Genomic DNA, 23,785 nt, shown 5'->3' with positions numbered 1-23,785 from the left:
AAATGATGAAGATAACGATGATAGGAAGCGGATATGTCGGCCTGGTCAGCGGCGCCTGTCTGGCTGAGGTCGGCAATCATGTCTTGTGTCTGGATTTGGATCAAGCCAAGATCGACATGTTGAACCAGGGCGGGATTCCGATTCATGAACCGGGTTTGGATGAGCTGGTCAAGCGCAATCGCGCCGCTGGCCGGCTGCAATTCACCACCGATATCGAAGCAGCGGTGGCGCATGGGCAATTGCAATTCATTGCCGTGGGCACCCCGCCGGATGAAGACGGTTCGGCAGATTTGAAATACGTGCTGGCGGCGGCGCGCAATATCGCCCGCCACATGCAGGAATACAAGGTGATCGTGAATAAATCCACCGTGCCGGTCGGCTCGGGCGACCGGGTGCACGAGGCGATTGCCGCAGAGTTGGCCGGGCGCGGCGTGGAGATCCCCTTCACCGTGGTGTCGAACCCGGAATTTTTGAAAGAAGGCGCGGCAATCAAAGACTTTTCTGAACCCGATCGGGTCGTGATCGGGATCGACGCCGGCGCGCACGCAGACAAGGCGCGCCAGTGGATGAAAAACCTGTATGCGCCGTTTAACCGTGAGCATGATCTGGTGTGCTGGATGGATCGCCGTTCTGCCGAGTTGACCAAATATGCCGCCAACGCCATGCTGGCCACCCGCATTTCTTTCATGAACGAATTGGCGCGCTTGGCTGAATTGGTGGATGCCGATATTGAAGCGGTGCGTCACGGCATTGGCAAAGATCGCCGCATCGGCGAGAGCTTTTTGCATGCCGGCTGCGGTTATGGCGGCTCCTGCTTCCCCAAAGATGTGCAAGCCCTGGCGCGCACGGCACAGGACTTCGGCAGTAAATTGCAGATTCTGCAGGCGGTGGAAGAGGTCAACCATCAGCAAAAATATATTTTGCCGGCCAAGGTGACACAGCATTTCGGCGACGATTTGCGCGGCCATCAGTTTGCCCTGTGGGGACTGGCTTTCAAACCGGATACTGATGACATGCGCGAAGCCAGTGCGCGCGTCTTGTTGCGCGAGCTGGTGCAGCGCGGCGCGCGGGTGCGGGTGTATGACCCGGTGGCGATGGACTTGGCGCGCACCGTGCTGGCGCAGGATCTGGCGCAATGGGGCGGTTTGCAGCAGATCGAATTCGCCGCCGATCCGATGGCGGCGCTGGATGACGCGCAAGCTTTGCTGATCGTCACCGAGTGGAATGTGTTCCGCAGCCCGGATTTTGAAGACATGGCGCGGCGTATGGCGCAGCGCGTGATTTTTGACGGGCGCAATCTGTTTGACCCGGAAGAAGTCAGCGCGGCAGGATTTACTTATTATGGGATAGGGCGCAGCAGGCGCAAAGCAGCATGAGTGGCATCAATCAATTTGCACAAGAACTGCCCGAGACTGGCCGGGCGCGGATTTTGGTGGCTGGCGACGTGATGCTGGACCGTTATTGGTTTGGCGATGTCAGCCGTATTTCACCGGAAGCGCCGGTGCCGGTGTGCCGGGTTGAACGGCGCGAAGCGCGTCTGGGCGGGGCCGCTAATGTGGCCCGCAATGTTGCCTCTCTCGGCGCACACGCCGGTTTGCTTGGCGTGGTCGGGGAGGATGAAGCCGGCGATGAAGTGGCGCAACTATTGACGCAAGCCGGCGTGGCCAGTTTCCTGCAACGCGATCCGGCGATTTCCACCATCATCAAATTGCGCGTGATCGGCCGCCAGCAGCAATTATTGCGCGTCGATTTTGAAGAGCCGCCCAGTGCGGCAGTGTTGCGCAGCAAACTCAATCAATTTCACAGCCTGCTGGCGGATTATCCGGTGCTGGTGCTGTCAGATTACGCCAAGGGCAGTTTGAGCAAAGTCAGCGCGATGATCACAGCCGCGCGTCAGGCCGGCTGCTTTGTGCTGGTCGATCCCAAGGGCGATGATTTTGTGCGCTATCGCGGCGCGAATTTATTGACGCCGAACAAGAGCGAGCTGCGGCAAATCGTCGGCAGTTGGCGCGATGAGCAGGAATTAACCGAGAAAGCGCAAAACCTGCGCTCCCGGCTGGATCTGGACGCGCTTTTGCTGACCCGCTCGGAAGAGGGGATGAGTTTATTTGACGCCAATGGCTGCACCCATGTGCCAACCCAGGCGCGCGAAGTGTATGACGTTTCCGGCGCCGGCGACAGCGTGATCGCGACCTTGGCGGTGATGCTGGCGTGTGGCCAGAATTTGCAGCAAGCCATGCTGCATGCGAATCGCGCCGGCGGGATTGTGGTGGGCAAATTGGGCACCGCCACGGTCAGCTATCAGGAATTATTTGCAAGCGGCGGCGGTCAACCGTAATCCCCGGCGCGCCGTTATCGGCGCAAGCGCAGCCGGCTGGCTGCGCTGACCTCACTTTTGACCACCATTGCCCGGGAGAATGTCATGTTGAAAAAATTATTGCTGTGCTTTGCCTTGTTGTGCGCCATGATGGGCAGCGCGTTTGCCGCTGTGGATTTGAACACAGCAGATCAAGCTGCTTTGAACAGCTTGAAGGGCGTAGGCCCGGCCAAGGCCAAGGCGATTTTGGACGAGCGCAGCAAAAACGGCCCTTTCAAAGACTGGGCTGATTTCCAGAAGCGGGTAAAAGGGTTTGCTGACAAGAGCACCAGTGCGCTGTCTGAAGGCGGGGCCACCATCAATGGCCAAAGCAAACAAGGTGCGGGCGAGAAGAAAGCCTCGGCTTCCGCCTCTGCTGCTTCAGCCGCTTCCACCGCCTCCGCTGCATCAGCCGCTTCCGCACCAGCCTCCGCCTCTGCCAAAGCAGGCGCCAGTGCAGCGGCGTCGGCCCCGGCCAAAGCGTCGGCCCCGGCTTCGGCCACTAAAGCAGCCTCCGCCTCCGCTGCATCGGCAGCCGCCAGCAAGAAATAAGTTGTCGCATCACGCTGCCAGCCCTGCCTCGCGCAGGGCTTTTTTGTGCGCAGCAAAAATTGCCGAGTGCGTTTAGAATCAATCATTTCCCATCTATCACAGACACGCCACCATGCGCTATCCGACGATTCAAGACACGATAGGCAATACGCCACTGATTCAATTGCAACGCATTCCGGGAGAGGAAGCGCAGAAACGCAATAATGTCATTCTCGGCAAGCTCGAAGGCAACAATCCCGCCGGCTCGGTCAAAGACCGGCCCGCTATCTCGATGATCACGCGCGCGGAATTGCGCGGCCTGATTCATCCGGGCGACACCTTGATCGAAGCCACCAGCGGCAATACCGGCATTGCGCTGGCGATGGCGGCGGCGGTGCGCGGCTATAAGATGATTTTGATCATGCCGGAAAACCAATCCATGGAGCGACGGCAGAGCATGAGCGCATATGGCGCGCAAATCATCCTGACCCCGAAGAGCGGCGGCATGGAATATGCGCGCGATCTGGCTGAGCAAATGCAAAAAGAAGGGCGCGGCATCATCCTCGATCAATTCGCCAATCCGGATAACTGGCAAGCGCACTATGAAGGCACCGGGCCGGAAATCTGGCGCGATACCCAGGGACAGGTGACGCACTTCGTGAGTGCGATGGGCACTACCGGCACCATCATGGGTGTGTCACGCTATCTGAAAGAGCGCAATCCGCAGATTCAAATCGTCGGCGCGCAACCGGAAGAAGGCGCACAAATTCCCGGCATCCGGCGCTGGCCGGAAGCCTATCTGCCAAAAATCTATGAAAAAAGCCGGGTTGACCGGATCGAACTGGTCAGCCAGGGCGCTGCCGAAAATATGGCGCGCAGAATGGCGGCGCAGGAAGGCATTTTCTGCGGCATTTCCGCCGCTGGCGCGCTCGAAGTCGCGCTGCGCATCTCAAATACAGTGGAAAACGCCACCATTGTGTTTGTGGTGTGTGATCGCGGCGACCGTTATCTGTCCACCGGCGTGTTTCCGGCATGAGTTGAAAGTTGTGTCCTGTCTGGCTGGCGCAGAGAGGCGTTGGCTGACAGGGACATATGTAGTGCATGGCGCTGCCTTGCGGCATGATCTGATGCGGCGCAGTCTTGCAACAAACCGGCTTGCGGCATCGGCATGATGCAGCAGAGCGGATCTTCAGCGGGGGCGCGTGGCTGGTGGGCGCATCCATACAGCGCTTTGCTGCATGACGGCGGGCGACAGAACACGCATCCCACATTGATCATGGCGGATGCAAGCATCCCGGAAAACATCAGAAGCCTTGGCAAGTGTTTTTATCGCAAGCGGAGAGAACACATTGCTGCGGGCGGTGCGCCATTTGACGCCGGTATGGGACAGGTCGAAGCAAATAACAGGGCAAGCGACAAGACAAGCTGAATCAATGCAGCAGGGCAGGCATAGCAATGCCGGCATAAGGCGGTTTTATGTTTCTGTCTGGCTGGCAGGTCCCCTGCCTGAGGCCACAACGTGCTCCAGCACAGGCATTACGCCTGCGCTGCTCACCAATCACGCCCGGCAAAGAGTTTGGCCTTGCACCAATTCTGCCGGCAGATCCGTCAACCGCGCGCTGTCACTTGTCGATCTGCTCAGTCCAGACCGTTGCCATCCTTCGGCTTGAATTGCTTGTCGCTGATGCGGAACTTGGAGCGGCGGTCGCCCATCAGGTAACGCAGATCGCGAATGCTCAGATCGCTCACTTCATGCATGCGGATCAGCAGCGAAGCGCCGACCGGCAGACGGTGGTGGCGGATTTTGCTGATTACCGGCGGCGCCACTTCGAGTGCGCGCGAGAGTGCGGCGTCATTCTTCAAGCGCAGGTTTTCGATCAGCGTGTCTAGCAAACGGTTCGGGTTGTAGTTCAGCAGTTCGTCTGAATCCAGATCGTTTGCGTGGTCATTGTCTTGGGTAGTCATGGTCTTGTTCAGTCAATGTGGTGAGAAAGAAAGTGCATAAGCACGGTGGAGATACAGGCTCAAGAAGTTCTTGTCATTTGAACCATGTTGAAGATTTGTACATTATCCGTTTTTTATACTGGAAAGCTGCCAGTGACGCGGGACAATCATACAATAAATGCAGTTCTAATGCTCAAGAGCAACGTTGAAAATACTAGACTAATGTTGCTGAGCAACAAATCAACTGTCAACTTTATCAGTTCCCAGCGACTCATGATGCCTGTGAACACCATTTTAGCCTAAAAATTTTCCCTGTGGAAAAATTTTATATTAATTTGCCAAGTTCCGCAGTCCAATTTAAGACCAATTTGGTAAAACCGTAGAAAATTTATTTCTCCAGGGCATTTTTAATATTTTGCCCAAGTTCCCAAACGGACATGGCGTAGAAGTAGCTCCGGTTATAGTGGGTAATTGCGAAAAAATTGCTCGTGCCTATATAGTAGGTTGTTGGATTGTTTCCATTTGGTAAATCAACCAAGCCGTAGCGTTGTTTTTCGGGCACAATTTCAAGCGGAATAATTCCCGCCTTTTGCAGCGTGCTCAATTCCTGATCAGCCTGCAAGCCGCGATCCAGCAAATGCGCCGGATCGCCGCCGGGATCCAGGCTGGCGGCATACACTGCGGGCAATTGCCGTTGCCAACCGTGCGCATGCAAATAATGCGCGATACTGCCGATTGCATCAACTGGTGAATTTCGCAGGTCGATCACGCCATCGCCATCAAAATCGACCGCATAGCGGCGGATCGAAGACGGCATGAACTGCGGCCAGCCGATTGCGCCGGCATACGAGCCGCGCAATGAAAAGGGATCAATTCCACCTTCGCGCGCCAGCAGCAGGGCGGCTTCGAGTTCGCCCAGAAAATAGGCGCTGCGTTCCGCTTTCTTCGGCGAATCCGGATAGTCAAACGCCAGGGTGGCGGTGACATCGAGCACGCGGAAGTTGCCGGTTTGGCGCCCGAACACCGTTTCCACTCCCAAAATGCCAAGCAGCGCTTCCGCCGGCACGCCATATTCACGCTCCGCGCGCGCCAGATCGGCCTGATATTGACGCCAGAAGCGCACCCCGGATTGAATCCGCACCGGCTCGACAAATTGGCGGCGGTAAGCTTCCCAGTTTTTCACGCGCGCGCCGCCGCTGCCAGGCTTCATCAATTGCACGCTTTGCGCGCTGTGACGGATTTGCCCCATGGTGTGGCGCAATTGCGCTTCATCAAAGCCATGTTTTTGCACCATGGCGGCGATGAATTCCTGCATTTCGGGGCGTTGCATATAGCCGGCTGCCGGCGCTTGGGTTTTGGCGGCGGCTGCCGGCGCGGCTTTGCGCGCTTCGACCTGGGCGCAGGACATTACGGCGCACAAAATGGCAATAGGTGTTAAACGGATCAGTTTCATGAAATCTGTTTCAGCAAGGCTTTGAGTCTGGCTTGCAATTCAGCAGCCGAGATGCCTGCTTCAGGGCGCATATAGGTTTGACGGGTCAGCAATTGCAGAAATTCATCCACTGCCGCCGCCGCCGCGCCCAGCTGCGCCTGTTGCAGGCGCAAACGCCAGCTGTGCATGCCTTCGTGCGTGGCGCGCGCCAGACCGCGCGCCGCCATTTTCTTTTGCAGCTGCAAGTATAGGGCATGCAAGGGGTCGATCCGCTTTTGCATGCGCAGCATGGGCCACAGCAATATGAGCATCACCAGGCTGCCGATGCCAAAGCAAAGCTTGAGCAACATGCGCCAACTGGTGTCTTCCAGCCCTAAATCCTGCAAAAAGCGGCGTTGTTTGTCGGGGTTGAAATCCAGCACCCACTGATTCCAGGCATTATTCATGGCGCGGAAATTATTTCTGATCAGACCTAAAATGCCATCATTTGCAAGCAATCCTGCGCCGACATTGCCCAGCAGATTGGCGCTTTGCGGCAGCGCGCGCGCCAGATTTTGTTCAATCCGCTCCGGCGCCACGGCGGCGGTGGGGTCAACCCGCACCCAGCCGCGCCCGTGCAGCCAAACCTCAGTCCAGGCGTGGGCGTCGGATTGGCGCACCGTCATAACCCCATCGACAGGATTGATTTCACCCCCCTGATAGCCGGTTACGACGCGCGCCGGAATCCCGAGTGCGCGCGCCAGCACCACAAAGCTGCTCGAATAGTGCTCGCAAAAGCCGGCCCGCGTATTGAATAAAAACTCATCCACCGAATCGCGCCCGAGCAGCGGCGGTTGCAGGGTGTAGCGGAAATTTTCTTCTTTGAACCAGCGCAAAATACTGCGCAACTGCTGTTCCGGGTCGCTGTATTTGCGTTTGATTTCCTGCGCGTGGGCGATTGTGCGGGGGTTGAAGTTGGGCGGCAAGACCAGCCAATTGCGCGTTTCATCCGGTAAGGCATCCGCTTGCGCCCGGTACTGCGTCACTGAGGCGGCTTCATAGCGCACCCGGCCCTGGACCCGGCTGCGGGTGAAGAGTTGAAAATCACGCGTAATATAGCTGGCCCGATCCTGCACGGTGGGCATCAGACGCGGCAAATCCAGCGTCAATAATTGCCGGTTGAGCAGATTTTCCTGCGTCACTTGATATTTGATCAAAGGCCCCATCGGTTCGACCGTCAGCGGACGGCGTTGAAACGGCAGGTCGCGCCAGGGTAATTCACGCCAGGTGTAACCATCAAATTCGCCAAACACCGGGCCACGCCAATACAGCTCGCGTTGCGCTGGCGGCGGATCATAAAAACGCGCCCGCAACACCACTTCTTCCGACATCACCAGATTGGAAATCTTGCCCGGCGACATATTGTCTGACAAGCCGCTTTTGGCGGTATTGTCCTGTGGCATGCCCCACAATGGCCCCTGAATGCGCGGGAACAGGAAAAACATCACGATCGTCAGCGGCAGCGCCATCAACATTATGCCCAGGCTGTGTCCCAAACGCTGCTTAAGCGGGGGCGACTGGTTGATGTATTGGAAAGACAGCTGAGCGCATAAAATCAAGAGCAGCGCAGCCAGCATCAAAAGCGCAGTCAGAATGGATTGCGAATACAGGAAATTGGTCAGAATCAGAAACAGGCATAAAAAGCAGACTGCAAACAAATCACGCCGCGCATGCATTTCCAGCAATTTCAAGGCCAGCAACATGGTCAGCAGGGCGACCCCGGCTTCGCGTCCAAAGATTGTGCGCAGATTTGCAAACACCCCGAGCATGCAGCAAATCGCCAGCGCCAACAGCAGCTTTTTATCCGGCAGCCGTTGTCCGCTGAAGGAAATCAAAGCGCGCCAGCCTAAAAATAACAGCGAGATCGCGCTCACCCACAGCGGCAAGTGGCTGGTGTGCGGCAGAATAACCAGCAGGCAGGCGCACAGCAGCAGCAGGGTGTCGGATTTATCGCGCGACAGATTGCGCCAGGTCGCCAGTTGCAGCCAGAGCGGCATCATGGCTTGCCCCCCTCATCGTATAAAGCCAGCGCTTGCAGGCAGGCATGGCAGTGATCGGCGCCCTCCGCCAGCGGCAGTTCCAGCGCGCCCAGACGCAAAGACCAGGGATGGCCGAGCTGTTCCGCCTGCAACACCCAGCGCGTCAGACGGGACAGACGCGCTTCCACATCAAGTTCCGGCGGCAGCGCGGCCAGATCCAGATGCAAGCGCGCATGTTGGCCGCCTTCAAAGATTTTGCTGACCAGATTGCCGCCCAGTTCAGGATCTAAGCGCGCCACCTGGCGCCAGGCGATATTGCGCATAGCGTCGCCGCTTTGATAGCTGCGCACGCCGGCAAATTCTTCATTGCCATTGCGCCCCGTGCCCTGGCCGGCGCCGTCCCCGGAAAAAGGCAGCGGCGGCGCCTCCTCTTCCGCCTGCGGATACACCAATACCCGCGCATCCGGCTGCCAATAACTCCAGGCATGCAGCAGGCCGAGCGGAAAGCGGGTGTAAATCTGCACTTTGGGCGCGGCCAGCCAACCGCGCCGGCTGCTGCTCACACTCAGACTGACGCTGTGTTTGCTGTGCGGCGCCAGATCAATACTTTGTTCGGCGAAGCGCTCGCCGGGGGCGATGAAACCGAGCAACAGAGCATGCCGCGCCTGTTTCGAGGGGTTGTGCAGGGACAGTTCAAAATGCGCTTCCTCGCCGGCAAACACTGGCAGCGCGCGCCCGGCTTGCAATTCGACGCCGGCCAGATTGCGCCAAGTCAGATGAATATCAATCAAGCCGACCGAGACCAGAAAAAAGGTCAGCGCAAAACCCAGGCCAAGATTGTAATTCGTGGCCCCCAGAAACAAGAGCAGCATGGTCAGCGCATACACCAGGCCGGGACGGCTGGGCACGATGTAGATGCGGCGCAGGCCGAGTGTGGTCACGCCCGGCTCCACCGGCCCCGGGCGCCAGCTGCGCTGGCGCATCCGGCGCCAGAAGGACAGGCCTGCCTTGCTCACGGCGCAACCGATTTCAACATCAATTGCACCAGATCGCGCGAAGAAAGCGCAGCGCCGGCGCCGGCTTTCAGCGGGCGCAGGCGGTGCGCCGCCACCGGCGTCAGCACGGCCTGCACATCTTCCGGCAGCACATGGTCGCGCGCTTCCAGTGCGGCCCAGGCGCGCGCCGCCTGCAGCAGCGCCAGCCCGGCGCGCGGACTTAAGCCTTCCGCGAAATGGCCTTCCTGGCGAGACCAATGACAGAGCGCCATCACATATTCGGCCAGGGACGGTGCGACATGGATTTTGCGCAATTCTTCCTGCGCCGCCAACAATTCCTGCGGCGTCATCACGGTCGGCAATTGTTGCAGCATGCGGCGGCGGTCTTCGCCCAGCAACAAGGCGCGCTCTGCCGCCGGATCGGGATAGCCCAAGGAAATGCACATCAAAAAGCGGTCAAGCTGGGATTCCGGCAGCGGGAATGCGCCCACATGATGCGAAGGGTTCTGGGTGGCGATGACAAAGAAAGGATGCGGCAGCGGATGTGCGCGCCCATCCACGCTGGCTTGCCGTTCTTCCATTGCCTCCAGCAGGCCGGATTGGGTTTTCGGCGTGGCGCGGTTGATTTCATCCGCCAGCAAAACCTGGGTAAACAGCGGGCCGGGGTGGAACACGAAACTGGCGCTGTCGCGCTGGTAAATCGAAACGCCGATCAAGTCCGCCGGCAGCAAATCGCTGGTGAACTGCACCCGGTTGAATTGCAGGCCGAGCGATTTGGCCAGGGCGTGCGCCAGCGTGGTCTTGCCCACGCCCGGCAAATCTTCGATCAGCAAATGGCCGCCGGCCAATAAACAGGCCAGGCTTAAGCGGATTTGCAAGGTCTTGCCCACCACAACTTGTTCGACTTGCCTGGCGACATTCAGGATTTGGCTGTAGCTCATGGATTGGTTTCCTCGCTGGAAAATGGGCAGCAGCCCTTTTTTAACATAAAATTCCATTTAATGCGGTAAGACCGCAAGAAAATCCAAAAAACCAAACAAATATGTCAACCGCCATTTATACACATCCGGATTGCGCCCGCCACGAAATGGGCGACTGGCACCCGGAATCGCCACAGCGTCTCGACGCTATCAACGCGCAATTGGTGCGCGCGCAGCTCGATCCATTTTTACAGCATCGCGAAGCGCCGTGCGCCGATATCGCAGCGCTGGCGCGCGTGCACAGCGAGGATTGCATTGCGCTGGTGCAGCGCGAAGCGCGCCGCTTGGAGCAAAACGGTGAGGAGCATTATCCGCTGGATGGCGACACCAGCATCAACCGGCACAGCTGGCAGGCGGCCTTGCGCGCTGCCGGGGCCGCGCTGGCGGCCACGGATGCGGTGTTGAATGGCGAATTGAGCAATGCCTTTTGCGCCATCCGCCCGCCCGGACACCATGCGCGGCCTTCGGAATCGATGGGATTTTGCCTGTTCAATAATGTGGCGGTGGCGATGCGTCATGCGCTCGATGTGCGCGGCTTGCAGCGGGTGGCGGTGGTGGATTTTGACGTGCACCATGGCAATGGCACCGAAGAGGTGGTGGCGCAGGATCCGCGCATGTTGATGGTGAGTTTTTTTCAGCACCCTTTTTACCCATATTCGGGCAACGGCCCGAGCGCATCGAATTGCATCAATGTGCCGCTGCCGGCCTTGGCCAATGGCGAGCAGGTGCGTCAGGCGGTGTTGGAAAAATGGTTGCCGGCCCTGCATGCGCATCAACCGCAGATGATTTTTATTTCCGCCGGATTTGACGCCCATCGCGAAGATGATTTGGGCGGCATGCGTTTGGTGGAAGCGGATTATGTCTGGCTGACCCATCAGGTCATGGCAATCGCCCGGCAATATGCGCAAGGCCGCATTGTTTCCTGTTTGGAAGGCGGCTACAACCTGTCAGCCCTGGGCCGCAGCGTGACCGCCCACATCAAAGCGCTGGCCGAATTGGATTAAGCCACCCTGCCAAAAAAACGGCGGAACCGGCCCCGGATGTATCCGACGCCGGCGGCTATCCAAAGGAAATAGCGCGGGCCCCCAAAGAAAACCGGTGGACCCGGTCACGGATGCAGGCTGGGTTGAGCGCAGCATAACCCGGCGTCCGACACCTGCAGATATACAAAACCACCCGCGCCAGCCACAAATACCGCACTGCATAATCCGCCAAACATGTAAATGCTGTTCTAAAGTAGTCAAAATCATCTTTGCCTGAGGTGGCGGTGCAAAAAACGGTGGAAGCGCCCTTCATTGTTGACGAAGCCATTTGACCGGCTTGCGCGCCAGCACGGCCGGTCGCACTAGCCTTGCCGGTTACCACTGCCAGGAAACGTATGCCTTGGCGTGCTTGGCCATGATGCAAGCACTTCCGCCAATCGTGCGCACACCAAGCCATATTCCAACCTTTCCTGCTCCAGACGTAATTGTGGCGCGAAACGGTTGCTGCATAAATCCTGATACAACAACTGCTCAGCATTTCTCAGCCTCATTAATTGCGCCTGCCGGGGCTTGTCTTCCCGTCCCCAATGCTGACGATGCGCCAGCAAGGTCGCTTCATCCATCATGATCGACACCGCATGTGGAAAATGGGCGCGCAATTGATCCAGAATGGCAAATCCATGTGTATCAATATCCCCCCAGTAATACAACTGACGTTGTTGCAGCCAGTCAGCTTGCGCCAACGCTTCCCAACCATAACCCGCGCCAAAAATCGCCAGGCATCCCGGCATGTGCGGGAGTGCTAAAAAATTGCTTTCATTTTCTGTAATCAACACCTTATCCAAAGGCGGCGCCAGGCGGCTGAAATGGGCGACATCGATTGTCAGATCGGGACAATTCGCGCCGGGCCAGATGGCCCAGTCCGAATCAAGGCTGCGCAAGCGGATGCGTAAGGGTTTGTCAGCAAAGCCATAGCGCGCGCAAAAACCGGCCACGCCGCTATAGCGTGTGTCAATCTGCTCTTGCGGCAAAGCCAAATCAAATAATTCCGCCAGCACAGCACGTTGCGCTTCAATCAATTTGCTATGCACCCCTGGCGCATCAATCTGGCGCAATAAAATCTTACGTCCCGGGTGGGCCAGACGCCATTGCACCACCGCCAATAACTGCGGCCACTCAGGCGCCAGCTCCAGCGCTTGCATGGGGCGCTTTGCCAACCAGCTCAGCAGGGCAGGGCAACTTGCTGCAGTATGCTTGAGCAGCTCCGCATACAGTTTCCATTCACGCATCTTGCCTAAGCACTGCGCCGCAGCTTGCGCCTCATCCATCCACACTTCCTGCGGCAATTGTTGTGCTCCATACAAGCGATGTGTGGTTTGTCCCCACACCACACGGAAAGGCGCAGCCTGCTTGAATTCCTCAACCCAGGCGCGCACGGCGGCAAAATCGGCGCTGATTTCTCCGGCGCTCGGACGCGACAATTTCAGGCGCAAAGGAAATAAGTTCTGCCCGGGATGGGCGGCGCGCAATATCTCACCGCGTTGCCATAGCTGCGCCAACTCCTGTTTGAAATCCGCCTGACTGCGCCATCTCATACCGCCTCCGCCGGTATGCCGGTCAGTATCGCTTTTTGCGCGCGGTATTCGGCGATGCTCAAATTGCGCAAACGCGAAGCGCGCCCACCTTCATTGTGAACAAAGCCGACATGCGCCACATAGGGTTCAATGATGTGGATTTTTTGCAAAGGCGTGACAATCAATAATTGCAGCTGCAATTGTTTGAAGAGTTGTAAGCCGTATTGCGCCGATTCGTCTGAACCGCGTCCAAATGCTTCATCAATCACCACAAAGCGGAAGGTGCGCGAACGCTGTTCGCTACTGTCCAGCCCGAATTGATAGGCAAGACTGGCGGCTAAAATGGTGTAGGCAAGCTTTTCTTTTTGACCGCCGGATTTGCCTCCGGAATCAGAGTAATGTTCGTGTTCAACTCCATCTTCGCGCCAGCGCTCACTGGCGCCGAATAAAAACCAGTTGCGCACGTCGCATACTTTGGTGCTCCAGCGCTTGTCAACTTCGCTCAAGCCATCGCGCCCACGCAAACGATCGACGATGGCCTTAACTTGCAGAAACTTGCTTTCAGAATATTGATTATCCTGCTCGCCGCTTAATGCGCCTTCTGTGCAGGCGCGCAAAGACTGCTGAAAGTCGCGGATTTCCGCATCTGAACTGAGTTGCGATTCGAGTACGATAAAGCGCCCAGGGTTGTAATCTATTCCATGCAACGATGCATTGATATGCGCGATGCGGTGTTTGATGTCATCCCGTTCGCGCGACAGTTGGGCATTGAAGTTGGCGATTTCTGTGATTGTGTTGACATTCAACAACTCTTTAAAGCGGGCTTCAAAACGGGGCAAATCGTCATGCTGTAATTGCTGCAGCAATTTTTCATATTCAAACGCCGCTTCCAGGCTGGCGTCAATTTCTGAGGTTTCGAGTTTGAATTCTTCGCGGAAACTCAACATGGCCTTGATGATTTTGTCATTAGAGCGGTTGATTTGTTTTTGCACCGCATCCATTTTGGCCTGCAGCCACTGGCGCATATCCGATTCGCGGTTATCGCATGATTCCACAGTCAAGTGATGCTCGCCCAAGGCCTGTGGCCGCATTTCTTGCAATAAGGCGAGCATCGGCGGGTCAAATCCGGCGGGCGGCAGTTGCGCCTGACATTGGCTTTGCAAAAGACTGGCGTCGCTTTGCTTTTGCTCTGTCCTGGCGCGCTCGCCATAGGCTTTGCGCAGCACGTCTTCATTTTCCTGTGCGGCTGTTTGCAGGGATTGTAAGCGTTGTTGCAGTTGTTTGAGTAAATCCGAAGCCGCTTGCAGGGCTTGCAATTCGGCTTGCAGCGCACTGATATCTTGCACGCATTGCGACCAATTCAATTCCTCGTAGCGGCTGAATTCTTCCATCCGGCTCAATGCGTCTAAACGTTGCCGCAAGCCATCCCGCAAACTTAGATTGTGCGAGATCGCGGCTTGCAGCACATGCGCCTGCGCTTGCAGGCTGTGGCGCTTGGTTTGTAAAGCCTCGATTTTGGCCAGATTGCTCCAGCCCAGTACATAACGGCTGCGATCATCGATGCTGAAACGATCGTCTTTTTCATGCCGTCCAAAAGGATCTTTGATTTGTCCGGCGCGCGTGATGGCGCGCTGGGCGCGGCGGAAATCTTGAGCGGTGTCGCAACAGGCAATATTAAAGCGCCGCTCGATTTCCTGTTGCAGCCAGCGGTAGTGCGGCGAGGCTGCTTTCAAGTCCAGCTTGTGGATCAATGAGTCAGGCTCAAGTTGGGCAGGCGCTTGGGGTTTATGCGGCCGCACATGAAAATACACAAAACGTGCGCGCAAATGCTGTTGATCCACCCATTCTTGCACCGCCTTGTAATGCGCATCCGGAGTGAGTAATGAAAGTGCAAAACTGCGTAATAAACGTTCTGCCGCACCTTCCCATGCGCTTGCATCTTCGCGGACCTGGATTAATTCACCGGCAAACGGCATCTCGTCTTCATCCAGTTGCAAAGCAGCGCAGAGTTGGCGGCGGATCAAGACTTGTTGCGCATCAATATTGCTGCGGCGCTGCGTCAGGCTGTCAATCTCGGTGCTCAGCAGTTTGTCTTCTTCGCTGATTTTGCGCAGGGAGAAACCATCTTCGTTGAGCGCATTTTGTAACTCAGCATCTTGGTTGCGCAGTGTTTCGCGCCATTCATCAAACTGGCGGCGTTGACTGATAAATTCGGCCTCGTCTGGCGGCATGGCTTGCCCCAATTGCGCACATAAGGCCTGATAGCGTTGCGCTTTTTGCTGGCGTTGCTCTTTTACGTGGCTGATGCTGCGGATTTCTGCTTGCAAGCGCTCCAGGCGGCCCCCGCCGTTTTGGTTGATGGCCTGTTTTACTTCGTCCATTTGCAAACTGCGCACATCCCTTTCCTGTTCCAGCCGGCGGCATTGCGCGTCGGCTTTATCCCATTCGTCTTGCAGGATCAGCAGGCGCTTACCGAGTAATTCCAGCTTCAAGCTGGCAAACCAGGGGCGCAGCAAATTGCGACACTCCTGCAGTTGCGCCGCGTGTTGCAGATACAGGGTGTGTTGGCGGCAATCGGCTACCAGAGGTGTGAGCAAATCCATCTGCCGCTTGGCTTTCAACACCGATTCATGGGCGCGATTGAGATCATTGAAATGGCTGATCAAATCATGAATGCGCGGCCCGACATCGCTTGCTTCCAGCATGTGCTGACGTACAAAATCAGTCAGATTGCCAACCGATTTCATGGACACCGTTTGATGAAATAATTCCAGCGCCTGTTCATGATTGATGCCTAAGCGGCGACGCAGCCAAGCGCTGTATTGCGTGAAGCTGTCTTGAATTTCCGCATCTGACTTGCGCAAATCGCGCCGCAGGCGATTCATATCGCCGCCTTTGACGGAGAAATCCTGCTCAATCGACAATGCACGTTCGGCCCCCACAAAGAAGCGCTCGGGTTGTCCGTGCGCATCCTTGAACCAAAAGACTTGCGCCAGACTGACGCTTTGATTAAAGGCTGCGTTTTCAAACACGCCTAAAATCACAGAGTAAGAATCCAGCTTGCGCAAGGCGACTGGCTTGGCGGCGCCACTGATTTCATTGCGTTCAGATTTATAGTGTCCCAGCACATAAGAGCGCAAATTGCGCTCACGGCTGTCGGCGCCGGCAGCTTTGTTGTAGGCAATCCTGTGCGCAGGCACCAAGAGCGTGGTAATCGCGTCCACCAGGGTGGATTTGCCGGAACCAATATCGCCAGTCAATAAGCCGTTGGCCCCATCAAGTTGTAAACGCCAGATGCGGCCATCAAAAGTGCCCCAGTTGAATACTTCCAGCCGCATTAAGCGAAAACCAGCCGCTTGCCACTCCGCCGTTGGCTTAATCTGGCTCAGTAAATCCGCTTGCTGCGCAGTTGCTTCATCCATTGCCGGACTCCTTTTCACTGCTCAAAGCTGTACGGTACTGTTCCAATTTGGCGTCAAATTCAGACAGCCATTGCGCATCGACAAAGGCTTTAAGGATGCGTCGCACTTCAAAATGATCCTGGTTGCCTGAGGCGTTCTTGAGTTTGCGCGCAAAGCCCAGTTCCACCACTTTATTCATGGTGGCTTCAATTTGGCCCAGCATTTTTGTTTCATTCGGGCCATCTGGCAAAAACACCCGCAACAAATCCGCAATTTCAGTCAAACTCAGCACCAGCCTGGTGTCGCCGCCGCTGGCGTCTGCTTCCGCCATTTTTTTGCGCAAGATGGCTAAGGTCAGGCTCACGGCATAAGTCAGGCTGCGACGCGTCATCAGGCGTGGCAAGCGGGGCGCTGGATCATCCGGACCGGGTTCCGGGCGGCTCTTCAAAAAAGCATAGCCTTCCGCTTCATCCAAAATCAAATCCAGGTTCAATATAGCGCTGTACTCCCTCACCTGGGCTTGTAACTGCAATAAGCTGTTCCATTGCGTTTCTTCACTTTCGCGATACAGAACCCCTTTTAGCAAGGCAATCATCAACATCGACAGGTCAGCTTGCGCAGGCGGCGCAGGCGGCAGGTATTCTTCATCAAGGTAATCCATCCGGGTTTCCTTATGCGTGAAAGATCAGTCTGGGCAGACGCGCCTGACGCATCATGCTTGTCCCATCGGCATGCTTGCCTTGCCAACTGATGGTTTCTGTGACGCTTTCATCTGTACTGCAATGAAACAGTTCTTCACCCAGTTGCAGATAACAAATCAATTCGGCCAGGCCGTGGCGCAAAGGCTGGCTGAGAATCAGTTCTTGTAAGCTGATTTGCCGTTGCGCTTGCAAGGCGCGTTGAATGTGTTGCAGCAGATATCCTTTGTCTATCATGTTTTGTTGATACAACAGGCTGGGATCGAGATCCTCTTCCCCTGCGCGCATTTCCAAGGCCGCCAGCACAATCTTGGGCGTCACTTGAAACAGTGGCCGCTCCAGAGGTAATTCGATTTCAGCGCCTGGGCAGTTGATTGCCATGATCTCTCCGCTTGGGGTGATGCTGCGCAAGGCGAGTGCTTTACTTTCGATATTGTGTAAAAGATCCATAATGCGGCGGTTTTCCAGCCATACTCTGTCATCCAGGAAGCGCCGCAATTGTTGCGATAAGGTGGCGACAGTGCGTTGCGTATGTTCGCCTGCTTCCAACCAATCGTAATGGACGCGCTGCATGCGCTCATCTGGTGTCAAGGCTTGCACAGCCGGTAAGTGCAAGACTTTCTCCAGCATTTCCCCCATTTCTTCCTGGCGTTTGCTGGACAATAGAAAATCCCAGAAAGCGCGGAAGTTTTTGCCTTGATCTGAATCGCTGATGGCGTCGCGTTCGCCCATGATTTGTTCCAGCAGTGCTCCTTTACTGCCTTCCCAAAGGGCGATTTTTTCACGCACACGCCGGTCCAGCTGGCGAAAATTGTGTTCAACTTCACGAAAATCACTCAAGAGTTCGCGCGCGCCTTGCTGAAATTGCTGGAAGCGATCACGCAAGGACGTATCATCCAAAACATCGAGTGCGCCAGATTGCACGCGGGCTATTTCAAGATCCAGCGCGGCGCGCTTTTTTTCCAGTTCTTGCAGCCTTATTTGCGGATCGGTTTCACTGCCTTCACTCATTTGCTTGAGCAAATCAAACAGCGTCAGTAAGCGTGACTCTGCCCCGACGAATTGACGTTCGCTGAGTTGCACTAACCAGCTCAAGGCTTTTTCAGTGGCGGGGGTAAGGTCGAATTGTGCTTCATCCACACCGCTTTTGTAATATTTGCGCAACCAGGCTTTGTCCGCTGCTGCCCACTCGTTCAAATATTCCAATGCGTCTTTGGGAAAATCATGGCCTTGTTCACGCAATGCGAATAGTACATCTTCGAGCGCTTCCGCCACATCCGCTGCAGCCATGCCGCGCACATTCGGGACGACAAAAATGCTTTGCAAAAAACTGGCGATCAGGGGCGCATGCGGTGAGCAGAGCAAACGCCAGGCAGGATGCTGTGCGCGCAAGGCGCTCAATGTGGCGTAATCCATGGCTTGTCAAACGTGGTGAGCAGGTTGGGAATATGTAGCCAGAGTCGATTAAGGCTTGTATTGTAACAGTGTGTTGTATGATTGATGTTTAAACTGTTGGCAGCAATGCACAATGCTGCCCGAATATTCAGAGCAGATCAAAAAAGGGGAGTTCCTGCCAGCGCTGCTTTGCGCAGTGTGAAGCTGTCTGATCTGCTGCACGACCTGCCTCCCAGTCCGCGCAGCAGGCATCCTCAGCTATGCTTTTTGATAAACGCCGAAATGCGCGGACAAACAATTTCACGCCAGCGCCGGCCTGAGAAAATGCCGTAATGGCCGCATTGCGGCGCGACAAAATCTTCTTTGCGCGAAGCCGGGATATTGCTGCACAGCTTGTGCGCAGCCTGGGTTTGGCCGGGGCCGGAAATGTCGTCCAGCTCGCCTTCCACCGTCAACAGCGCCACCGTCTTGATGTCCTGGGGACGCACCAATTTTCCTTCCACTTCCCATGTGCCATTCGGCAGGCGGAATTCCTGGAATACGATTTTGATGGTTTCCAGATAGTACTCGGCAGGCATGTCCAGCACCGCATTGTATTCATCATAGAAAGTGCGGTGCGCTTCCGCTGATTCGCCGTCGCCCGCCACCAGATGCTGGTAAAACTCGCGATGGCTTTGCGCATGCCGTCCCGGGTTCATGGCGATGAAGCCGGCGTGCTGTAAAAAGCCGGGGTAGACCTTGCGCCCGAAACCGGGGTAGCCGGCCGGCACGCTGTAAATCACGGTGTTTTCAAACCAGGAAAATTTCTTTTCCACCGCCAGATCATTCACCTTGGTCGGCGATTGACGCGGGTCAATCGGGCCGCCCATCATGGTCATGGTTTTCGGCAGTTTTTTGTCGCGCGCGCTGGCCATCAGGGAAATCGCGGCCAACACCGGCACGGTCGGCTGACACACAGAAATCACATGCAGATCCGGCCCCAGATGGCGGATGAAATCCTGCACATAATAAATATAGTCATGCAAATGGAAGGGGCCTTCTTCAATCGACACCATGCGCGCATCCACCCAATCGGTGATGTACACATCGTGCTCGCACAACAGCGCGCGCACGGTGTCGCGCAGCAGCGTGGAATGGTGGCCGGAGAGCGGCGCCACCAGCAAAATCGTGGGCTGCTGGAGCGCCTCCAATTCTTTTTGCGGCAGCTTCTTTTTAAAGTGCAGCAGCTTGCAAAACGGCTTTTCGACAGCGGCGTATTCTTCAATCCGCACCGTCTTGCCATTCACCTCAGTTTCACGGATGCCGAATTCCGGCTTTTCATAATCTTTGCCGAGCCGGTACATCAATTCATAGCCGGCGGCGATACGTTGCGCAAATGGCGCATGCGCAAACGGAGAGATGGGATTGGAGAACAGATTCGCGGATGCTTCGGCCCAGTGCACCAGAGGTGTCAGGAATGAGCGCTGCATTTCATGTAATTGGTAGAGCATGGGTTTTCCTTCACAAAGTGGAAACCCGGGCGCTGGTCGCTTGTCTGAATGCCTGTGAGCCAGTGTCCGGAACCTCCATATGCTTCGCTGGTTGAGTTGACGGTATCGCGTCAGCCCCGCGCACACCCTGTGCTATGGGCGGGGCCAGCGCTGCCGGAACAACGCTTGCATGCTTCGATTATATCCAACTCTGGCTTTACCAGTGGCAACACTTTCACCCTTGCCGGTGTGCGCGCTTTTAAAAACGCGCTTGCCGTGCGCGCGCAATCAAGCCGGCTGTCGAACTGTCATGTGCGGCAGCCGCGCCGCCCGCCAGTTCGCGCTGAATGGTTGCCGCCAGCGCCTTGCCCAATTCTACCCCCCATTGATCAAAGCTGTTGAGATCCCAGATCACGCCTTGCACGAAAGTTTTGTGTTCATACAACGCTATCAGCGCGCCCAGCGCATGCGGAGTCAGCATTTCCAGCAAAATCATATTGCTGGGACGGTTGCCGGCAAACAGCTTGTGCGGCAACAGCTGCGCTTGCTGCGTCTCATTCATGCCGGCCTGGCGCAATTCGGCGCGCACTTCATCTTCCTGTTTGCCGCGCATCAGCGCTTCGGCCTGGGCGAAACAATTCGCCAGCAGCGCATCCTGATGACCCGGCAAATCATGGCTGGCGTTGAGCGCGGCGATGAAGTCGAGCGGGATGATGTCCGTCCCCTGGTGCAGAAGCTGGAAATACGCATGCTGGCCATTGGTGCCGCGCTCGCCCCAGATCAGCGGGCAGGTCGCTTGTTGCACCGGCTGGCCATTGCTGCGCACGCTCTTGCCATTGCTTTCCATTTCCAACTGTTGCAAATAGGCCGGGAAATGCGCCAGATCCTGGTGGTAGCAAGCGATGGAGTGCGCGCCAAAGCCCAGATAATTGCGATTCCACACGCCGCACATGGCCAGAATCACCGGCAGATTTTGCTCCAATTCGGCTTCGCAAAAATGTCTGTCCATGGCGTGCGCGCCGGCCAGCAAATCGCCAAAATAGCCGTGTCCCAGCGCCAGCATCAGCGGCAGGCCGATGGCGGACCAGAGCGAATAGCGGCCACCCACCCAATCCCAAAAGGGAAACATGTTTTCCGGCGCAATGCCGAATTCCGTCACCGCCGCCAGATTGGTGGACACCGCCACAAAGTGCTTGGCCAGGCCGGCTTCGGCGTCAGCGCCGCCGTGCGCCAGCAACCAGGCGCGCGCAGAACGCGCGTTCATCATGGTTTCGATTGTGGTAAAGGTTTTTGACGCGACAATGAATAAGCTGGTGGCCGGCTCGATTTGTTGTAATACGGCGTCCAGATCGTGGCCGTCCACATTTGAGACGAAATGCATTTTCAGGCGCGGGTGGCTGTAGCTGCGCAGGGCATGTGCGGCCATTTTCGGCCCCAGGTCGGAGCCGCCGATGCCGATATTCACCACATCGGTGATGATCCGCCCGTCATAGCCGCGCCATTGACCGCTGCGCACCTGATCGCTGAAACGCCGCATGCGCGTCAAGACGCTGTGCACATCCGCGCCCACATCCTGCTGCGCAAGTTGCGGCGCCAGTTCGCGCGGCGCGCGCAAGGCGGTGTGCAGTACGGCGCGTCCTTCGGTATTGTTGATGGGGGCGCCGGCAAACATGGCGTCGCGTCGCGCCGCCAGATTTTTTTCGCGCGCCAGCGCAAACAGCAGTTGCAGGGTGTGCGCATCAAGCCGGTTTTTGGAGTAGTCAAGAAAGATGCCGGCAGCCTCCAGCGACATGCGGGAAAAACGGTCGGGATCAGCGGCGAACAGATCGCGCATATGCCAGTTGCGCGCGCTTTGCGCATGGGCTTGCAGGGCGTGGTGGGCGGGGCTGGCTGGGATATCGGCAATATTCATGGCGGCTTCCATCAAACGGGCGGCGCCTGCTGGCGCGTTCTGCGTTGCAGTATAACTGATAAATCGTAAATTCACTACAGAATTGCGCCGGATTCCCATTCTTTAAGCCATTTCAAGCGCAGATTAACGACATAAATAAGGATGGAAAAGGCTGAAAACAGGCTGGCGAAGATTCAAAAATGTAGTAAAATTTCATAAAAGATGCTGCCGGATTCCAGCAGCCAGCCCAACCCCCTGATAGGAAGCGCCCCATGTCTGAACATCCGATTTTGCGCGAAGTGCTCGCGCGCGTCATGCAAAGAAGTGCAAACAGCCGCCGTATTTATCTTGAACGGGTCGCGGCGGCGCGGCGTCAAGGCGTGCAGCGCGGGGCCTTGTCCTGCACCAACCTGGCGCATGCGGTGGCGGCCTTTCCGCAAAATGATAAGCTGCGCCTGACCGAAATGCGGCAGCCCGGCGTGGCGATTATCTCCAGCTACAACGATATGTTATCTGCTCATCAGCCCTACGAGCGTTATCCGGCGCTGTTGCGGGATGCGGTGCGCAGCGCGGGCGGGGTGGCGCAATTCGCCGCCGGCGTGCCGGCCATGTGCGATGGCGTCACACAAGGGCAGCCGGGCATGGAGTTGTCGCTGTTTTCGCGCGATGCGATTGCCATGGCCAGCGCTATCGGTCTGTCACACAATACCTTTGATGCCGCGCTGTATCTGGGCGTGTGCGACAAAATTGTGCCGGGTTTGTTGATCGGCGCGCTGCACTTTGGGCATTTGCCGGCGATTTTTGTGCCAGCCGGGCCGATGGCTTCCGGCGTGGCGAATAAGGAAAAAGCCCGCATCCGCCAGCTGTATGCGCAAGGCAAGATTGGCCGCGCTGAATTATTGGATGCGGAATGCAAGTCCTATCACAGCGCCGGCACCTGTACTTTTTATGGCACAGCCAACAGCAATCAGCTGTTGATGGAAGTCATGGGCTTGCACTTGCCGGGTGCGGCGTTTGTGCCGCCGCAGGGCGAATTGCGCGACGCCTTAACGCAAGCCGCTGCGCGCCGCGCAGTCGAGATCAGCGTGCAAGCGCCTGAGTATATGCCGCTGGCCCATATCGTCGATGAAAAATGCATCATCAATGCCGTGGTCGGCTTGCTCGCCACCGGTGGCTCGACCAACCACACCCTGCACCTGGTGGCGATTGCGCGCGCTGCCGGGATTGTGTTGGATTGGGATGATTTCAACCGCTTATCTTCCTGTGTGCCGCTGTTGGCGCGCATTTATCCAAATGGCGATGCGGATGTGAACCACTTCCACGCCGCTGGCGGCGTCGCCTTCGTGCTGCGCGAATTATTGGACGCCGGTTTGTTATTTGATGATGTGAATACCGTGCTGGGACGCGGCTTGCGCGCGCATTGCGCCGATCCGCATTTGCAGGATGGCGTATTGCGCTGGCGTCCGGCTTTGGCCAGCAGCGCCGATGAGGGCGTGCTGCGCCCGGTGGCGCAAGCGTTTGCCGCCGATGGCGGTTTGAAGCTGGCGCAAGGCAATCTGGGACGCGCCGTGATCAAGGTTTCCGCCGTCAAATCTGAACACCGGGTGGTGCAAGCGCCGGCCCTGGTGTTTGATTCGCAAGAAGCATTTATGCAAGCGTATAAAGCCGGACAATTGGAGCGCGATTTCATCGCCGTGCTGCGTTTTCAGGGGCCGCGCGCAAATGGCATGCCGGAACTGCATTCGCTCACGCCGGCGCTGGCCAATTTGCAAGACGCCGGCTTCAAAGTGGCGCTGGTGACAGATGGCCGCATGTCGGGCGCTTCCGGCAAAGTGCCGGCGGCGATTCATGTTTCGCCCGAAGTGCTGGCTGGCGGCCCGCTCGGCTTGGTGCGCGATGGCGATATGTTGCGGCTGGACGCCAACAGCGGCGAATTGCAAGCGCTGGTGGAAGGCGCGGAATGGGCGCAGCGCAGTCAGGCCGGCGCAGACCTGGGGGCCAACCGCTATGGCATGGGGCGTGAATTGTTCAGCCATATGCGGTCACAGGTCAGCACGGCGGAAGAGGGCGCCGCCAGTTTTGCGCTGCCGGGGCAGGAATTGGCTTGATCCGGCTTGC

18 protein-coding genes are annotated in these 23,785 nt (G+C 56.9%); 7 read left to right on the top strand and 11 right to left on the bottom strand.

Annotated elements, in window-relative coordinates; translation table 11 throughout:
• The first annotated feature begins 5 nt into the window (after positions 1-5).
• The 5 genes from V8J88_RS15320 to V8J88_RS15300 all read left to right on the top strand — a co-directional run bounded on the left by V8J88_RS15320 (position 6) and on the right by V8J88_RS15300 (position 4,316).
• Positions 6-1,376: a UDP-glucose/GDP-mannose dehydrogenase family protein gene (locus tag V8J88_RS15320; RefSeq protein WP_338849898.1), complete on the top strand. Its 1,371-nt coding sequence runs from the start codon at positions 6-8 to the stop codon at positions 1,374-1,376.
• Positions 1,373-2,338: a D-glycero-beta-D-manno-heptose-7-phosphate kinase gene (gene rfaE1, locus V8J88_RS15315; protein ID WP_338845061.1), complete on the top strand. Its 966-nt coding sequence runs from the start codon at positions 1,373-1,375 to the stop codon at positions 2,336-2,338. The genes V8J88_RS15320 and rfaE1 overlap by 4 nt, the downstream gene beginning before the upstream one ends.
• 84 nt (positions 2,339-2,422) lie before the next feature.
• On the top strand, positions 2,423-2,908 hold the full coding sequence (locus V8J88_RS15310) for a helix-hairpin-helix domain-containing protein (RefSeq protein ID WP_338845060.1): 486 nt from the start codon (positions 2,423-2,425) through the stop codon (positions 2,906-2,908).
• A gap of 112 nt (positions 2,909-3,020) precedes the next feature.
• Positions 3,021-3,923: a cysteine synthase CysM gene (gene cysM, locus V8J88_RS15305; protein WP_338845059.1), complete on the top strand. Its 903-nt coding sequence runs from the start codon at positions 3,021-3,023 to the stop codon at positions 3,921-3,923.
• Positions 3,924-4,055: 132 nt separating this feature from the next.
• Complete coding sequence (locus V8J88_RS15300) at positions 4,056-4,316, top strand: hypothetical protein (protein WP_338845058.1); 261 nt, start codon at positions 4,056-4,058, stop codon at positions 4,314-4,316.
• Positions 4,317-4,525: 209 nt separating this feature from the next.
• Here the strand turns inward: V8J88_RS15300 and V8J88_RS15295 are convergent, their stop codons facing one another.
• The 5 genes from V8J88_RS15295 to V8J88_RS15275 form a co-directional block, all read right to left on the bottom strand.
• Entirely contained in the window at positions 4,526-4,852 is a 327-nt protein-coding gene (locus V8J88_RS15295) for a hypothetical protein (RefSeq protein ID WP_338845057.1), read from the bottom strand.
• A 367-nt stretch (positions 4,853-5,219) separates the two neighbouring features.
• Positions 5,220-6,284, bottom strand: coding sequence for a lytic murein transglycosylase B (gene mltB / locus V8J88_RS15290; protein WP_338845056.1), 1,065 nt, complete (start codon positions 6,282-6,284; stop codon positions 5,220-5,222).
• Positions 6,281-8,302, bottom strand: coding sequence for a transglutaminaseTgpA domain-containing protein (locus V8J88_RS15285; RefSeq protein WP_338845055.1), 2,022 nt, complete (start codon positions 8,300-8,302; stop codon positions 6,281-6,283). Before V8J88_RS15285 ends, mltB begins: the two co-directional genes overlap by 4 nt.
• The gene (locus V8J88_RS15280; protein WP_338845054.1) at positions 8,299-9,297 is read right to left on the bottom strand and encodes a DUF58 domain-containing protein; all 999 of its coding nucleotides are present in this window, start codon (positions 9,295-9,297) and stop codon (positions 8,299-8,301) included. Before V8J88_RS15280 ends, V8J88_RS15285 begins: the two co-directional genes overlap by 4 nt.
• Positions 9,294-10,217, bottom strand: a complete 924-nt coding sequence (locus tag V8J88_RS15275) for an AAA family ATPase (RefSeq protein WP_338845053.1) — start codon at positions 10,215-10,217, stop codon at positions 9,294-9,296. Before V8J88_RS15275 ends, V8J88_RS15280 begins: the two co-directional genes overlap by 4 nt.
• Positions 10,218-10,318: 101 nt before the next feature.
• On the opposite strand from V8J88_RS15275, the gene V8J88_RS15270 reads away from it, so the two are divergent.
• On the top strand, positions 10,319-11,260 hold the full coding sequence (locus tag V8J88_RS15270; protein WP_338845052.1) for a histone deacetylase family protein: 942 nt from the start codon (positions 10,319-10,321) through the stop codon (positions 11,258-11,260).
• 341 nt (positions 11,261-11,601) lie between these two features.
• On the opposite strand, the gene V8J88_RS15265 is transcribed toward V8J88_RS15270, so the two are convergent.
• The 6 genes from V8J88_RS15265 to pgi all read right to left on the bottom strand — a co-directional run bounded on the left by V8J88_RS15265 (position 11,602) and on the right by pgi (position 21,688).
• Complete coding sequence (locus V8J88_RS15265) at positions 11,602-12,834, bottom strand: Wadjet anti-phage system protein JetD domain-containing protein (protein ID WP_338845051.1); 1,233 nt, start codon at positions 12,832-12,834, stop codon at positions 11,602-11,604.
• Entirely contained in the window at positions 12,831-16,235 is a 3,405-nt protein-coding gene (locus V8J88_RS15260; protein ID WP_338845050.1) for an ATP-binding protein, read from the bottom strand. The genes V8J88_RS15265 and V8J88_RS15260 overlap by 4 nt, the downstream gene beginning before the upstream one ends.
• On the bottom strand, positions 16,228-16,875 hold the full coding sequence (locus V8J88_RS15255; RefSeq protein ID WP_338845049.1) for a DUF4194 domain-containing protein: 648 nt from the start codon (positions 16,873-16,875) through the stop codon (positions 16,228-16,230). Before V8J88_RS15255 ends, V8J88_RS15260 begins: the two co-directional genes overlap by 8 nt.
• 10 nt (positions 16,876-16,885) lie before the next feature.
• Positions 16,886-18,328, bottom strand: a complete 1,443-nt coding sequence (locus tag V8J88_RS15250) for a DUF3375 domain-containing protein (protein WP_338845048.1) — start codon at positions 18,326-18,328, stop codon at positions 16,886-16,888.
• A 233-nt stretch (positions 18,329-18,561) separates the two neighbouring features.
• Positions 18,562-19,797: a polyhydroxyalkanoate depolymerase gene (gene phaZ / locus V8J88_RS15245; protein ID WP_338845047.1), complete on the bottom strand. Its 1,236-nt coding sequence runs from the start codon at positions 19,795-19,797 to the stop codon at positions 18,562-18,564.
• Positions 19,798-20,035: 238 nt separating this feature from the next.
• A complete protein-coding gene (gene pgi / locus V8J88_RS15240; RefSeq protein WP_338845046.1) occupies positions 20,036-21,688 on the bottom strand; it encodes a glucose-6-phosphate isomerase in 1,653 nt (550 codons plus the stop codon).
• 251 nt (positions 21,689-21,939) lie between these two features.
• Between pgi and edd the strand changes: the two genes are divergently transcribed.
• Complete coding sequence (gene edd / locus V8J88_RS15235; protein WP_338845044.1) at positions 21,940-23,775, top strand: phosphogluconate dehydratase; 1,836 nt, start codon at positions 21,940-21,942, stop codon at positions 23,773-23,775.
• Positions 23,776-23,785: the final 10 nt, after the last annotated feature.

The sequence above is a fragment of the Massilia sp. W12 genome, assembly GCF_037300705.1.
GTDB lineage: Bacteria > Pseudomonadota > Gammaproteobacteria > Burkholderiales > Burkholderiaceae_D > JACPVY01.
Note: the sequence above shows the minus strand (reverse complement) of the source record. Positions and strands in the feature narration are given on the sequence as shown.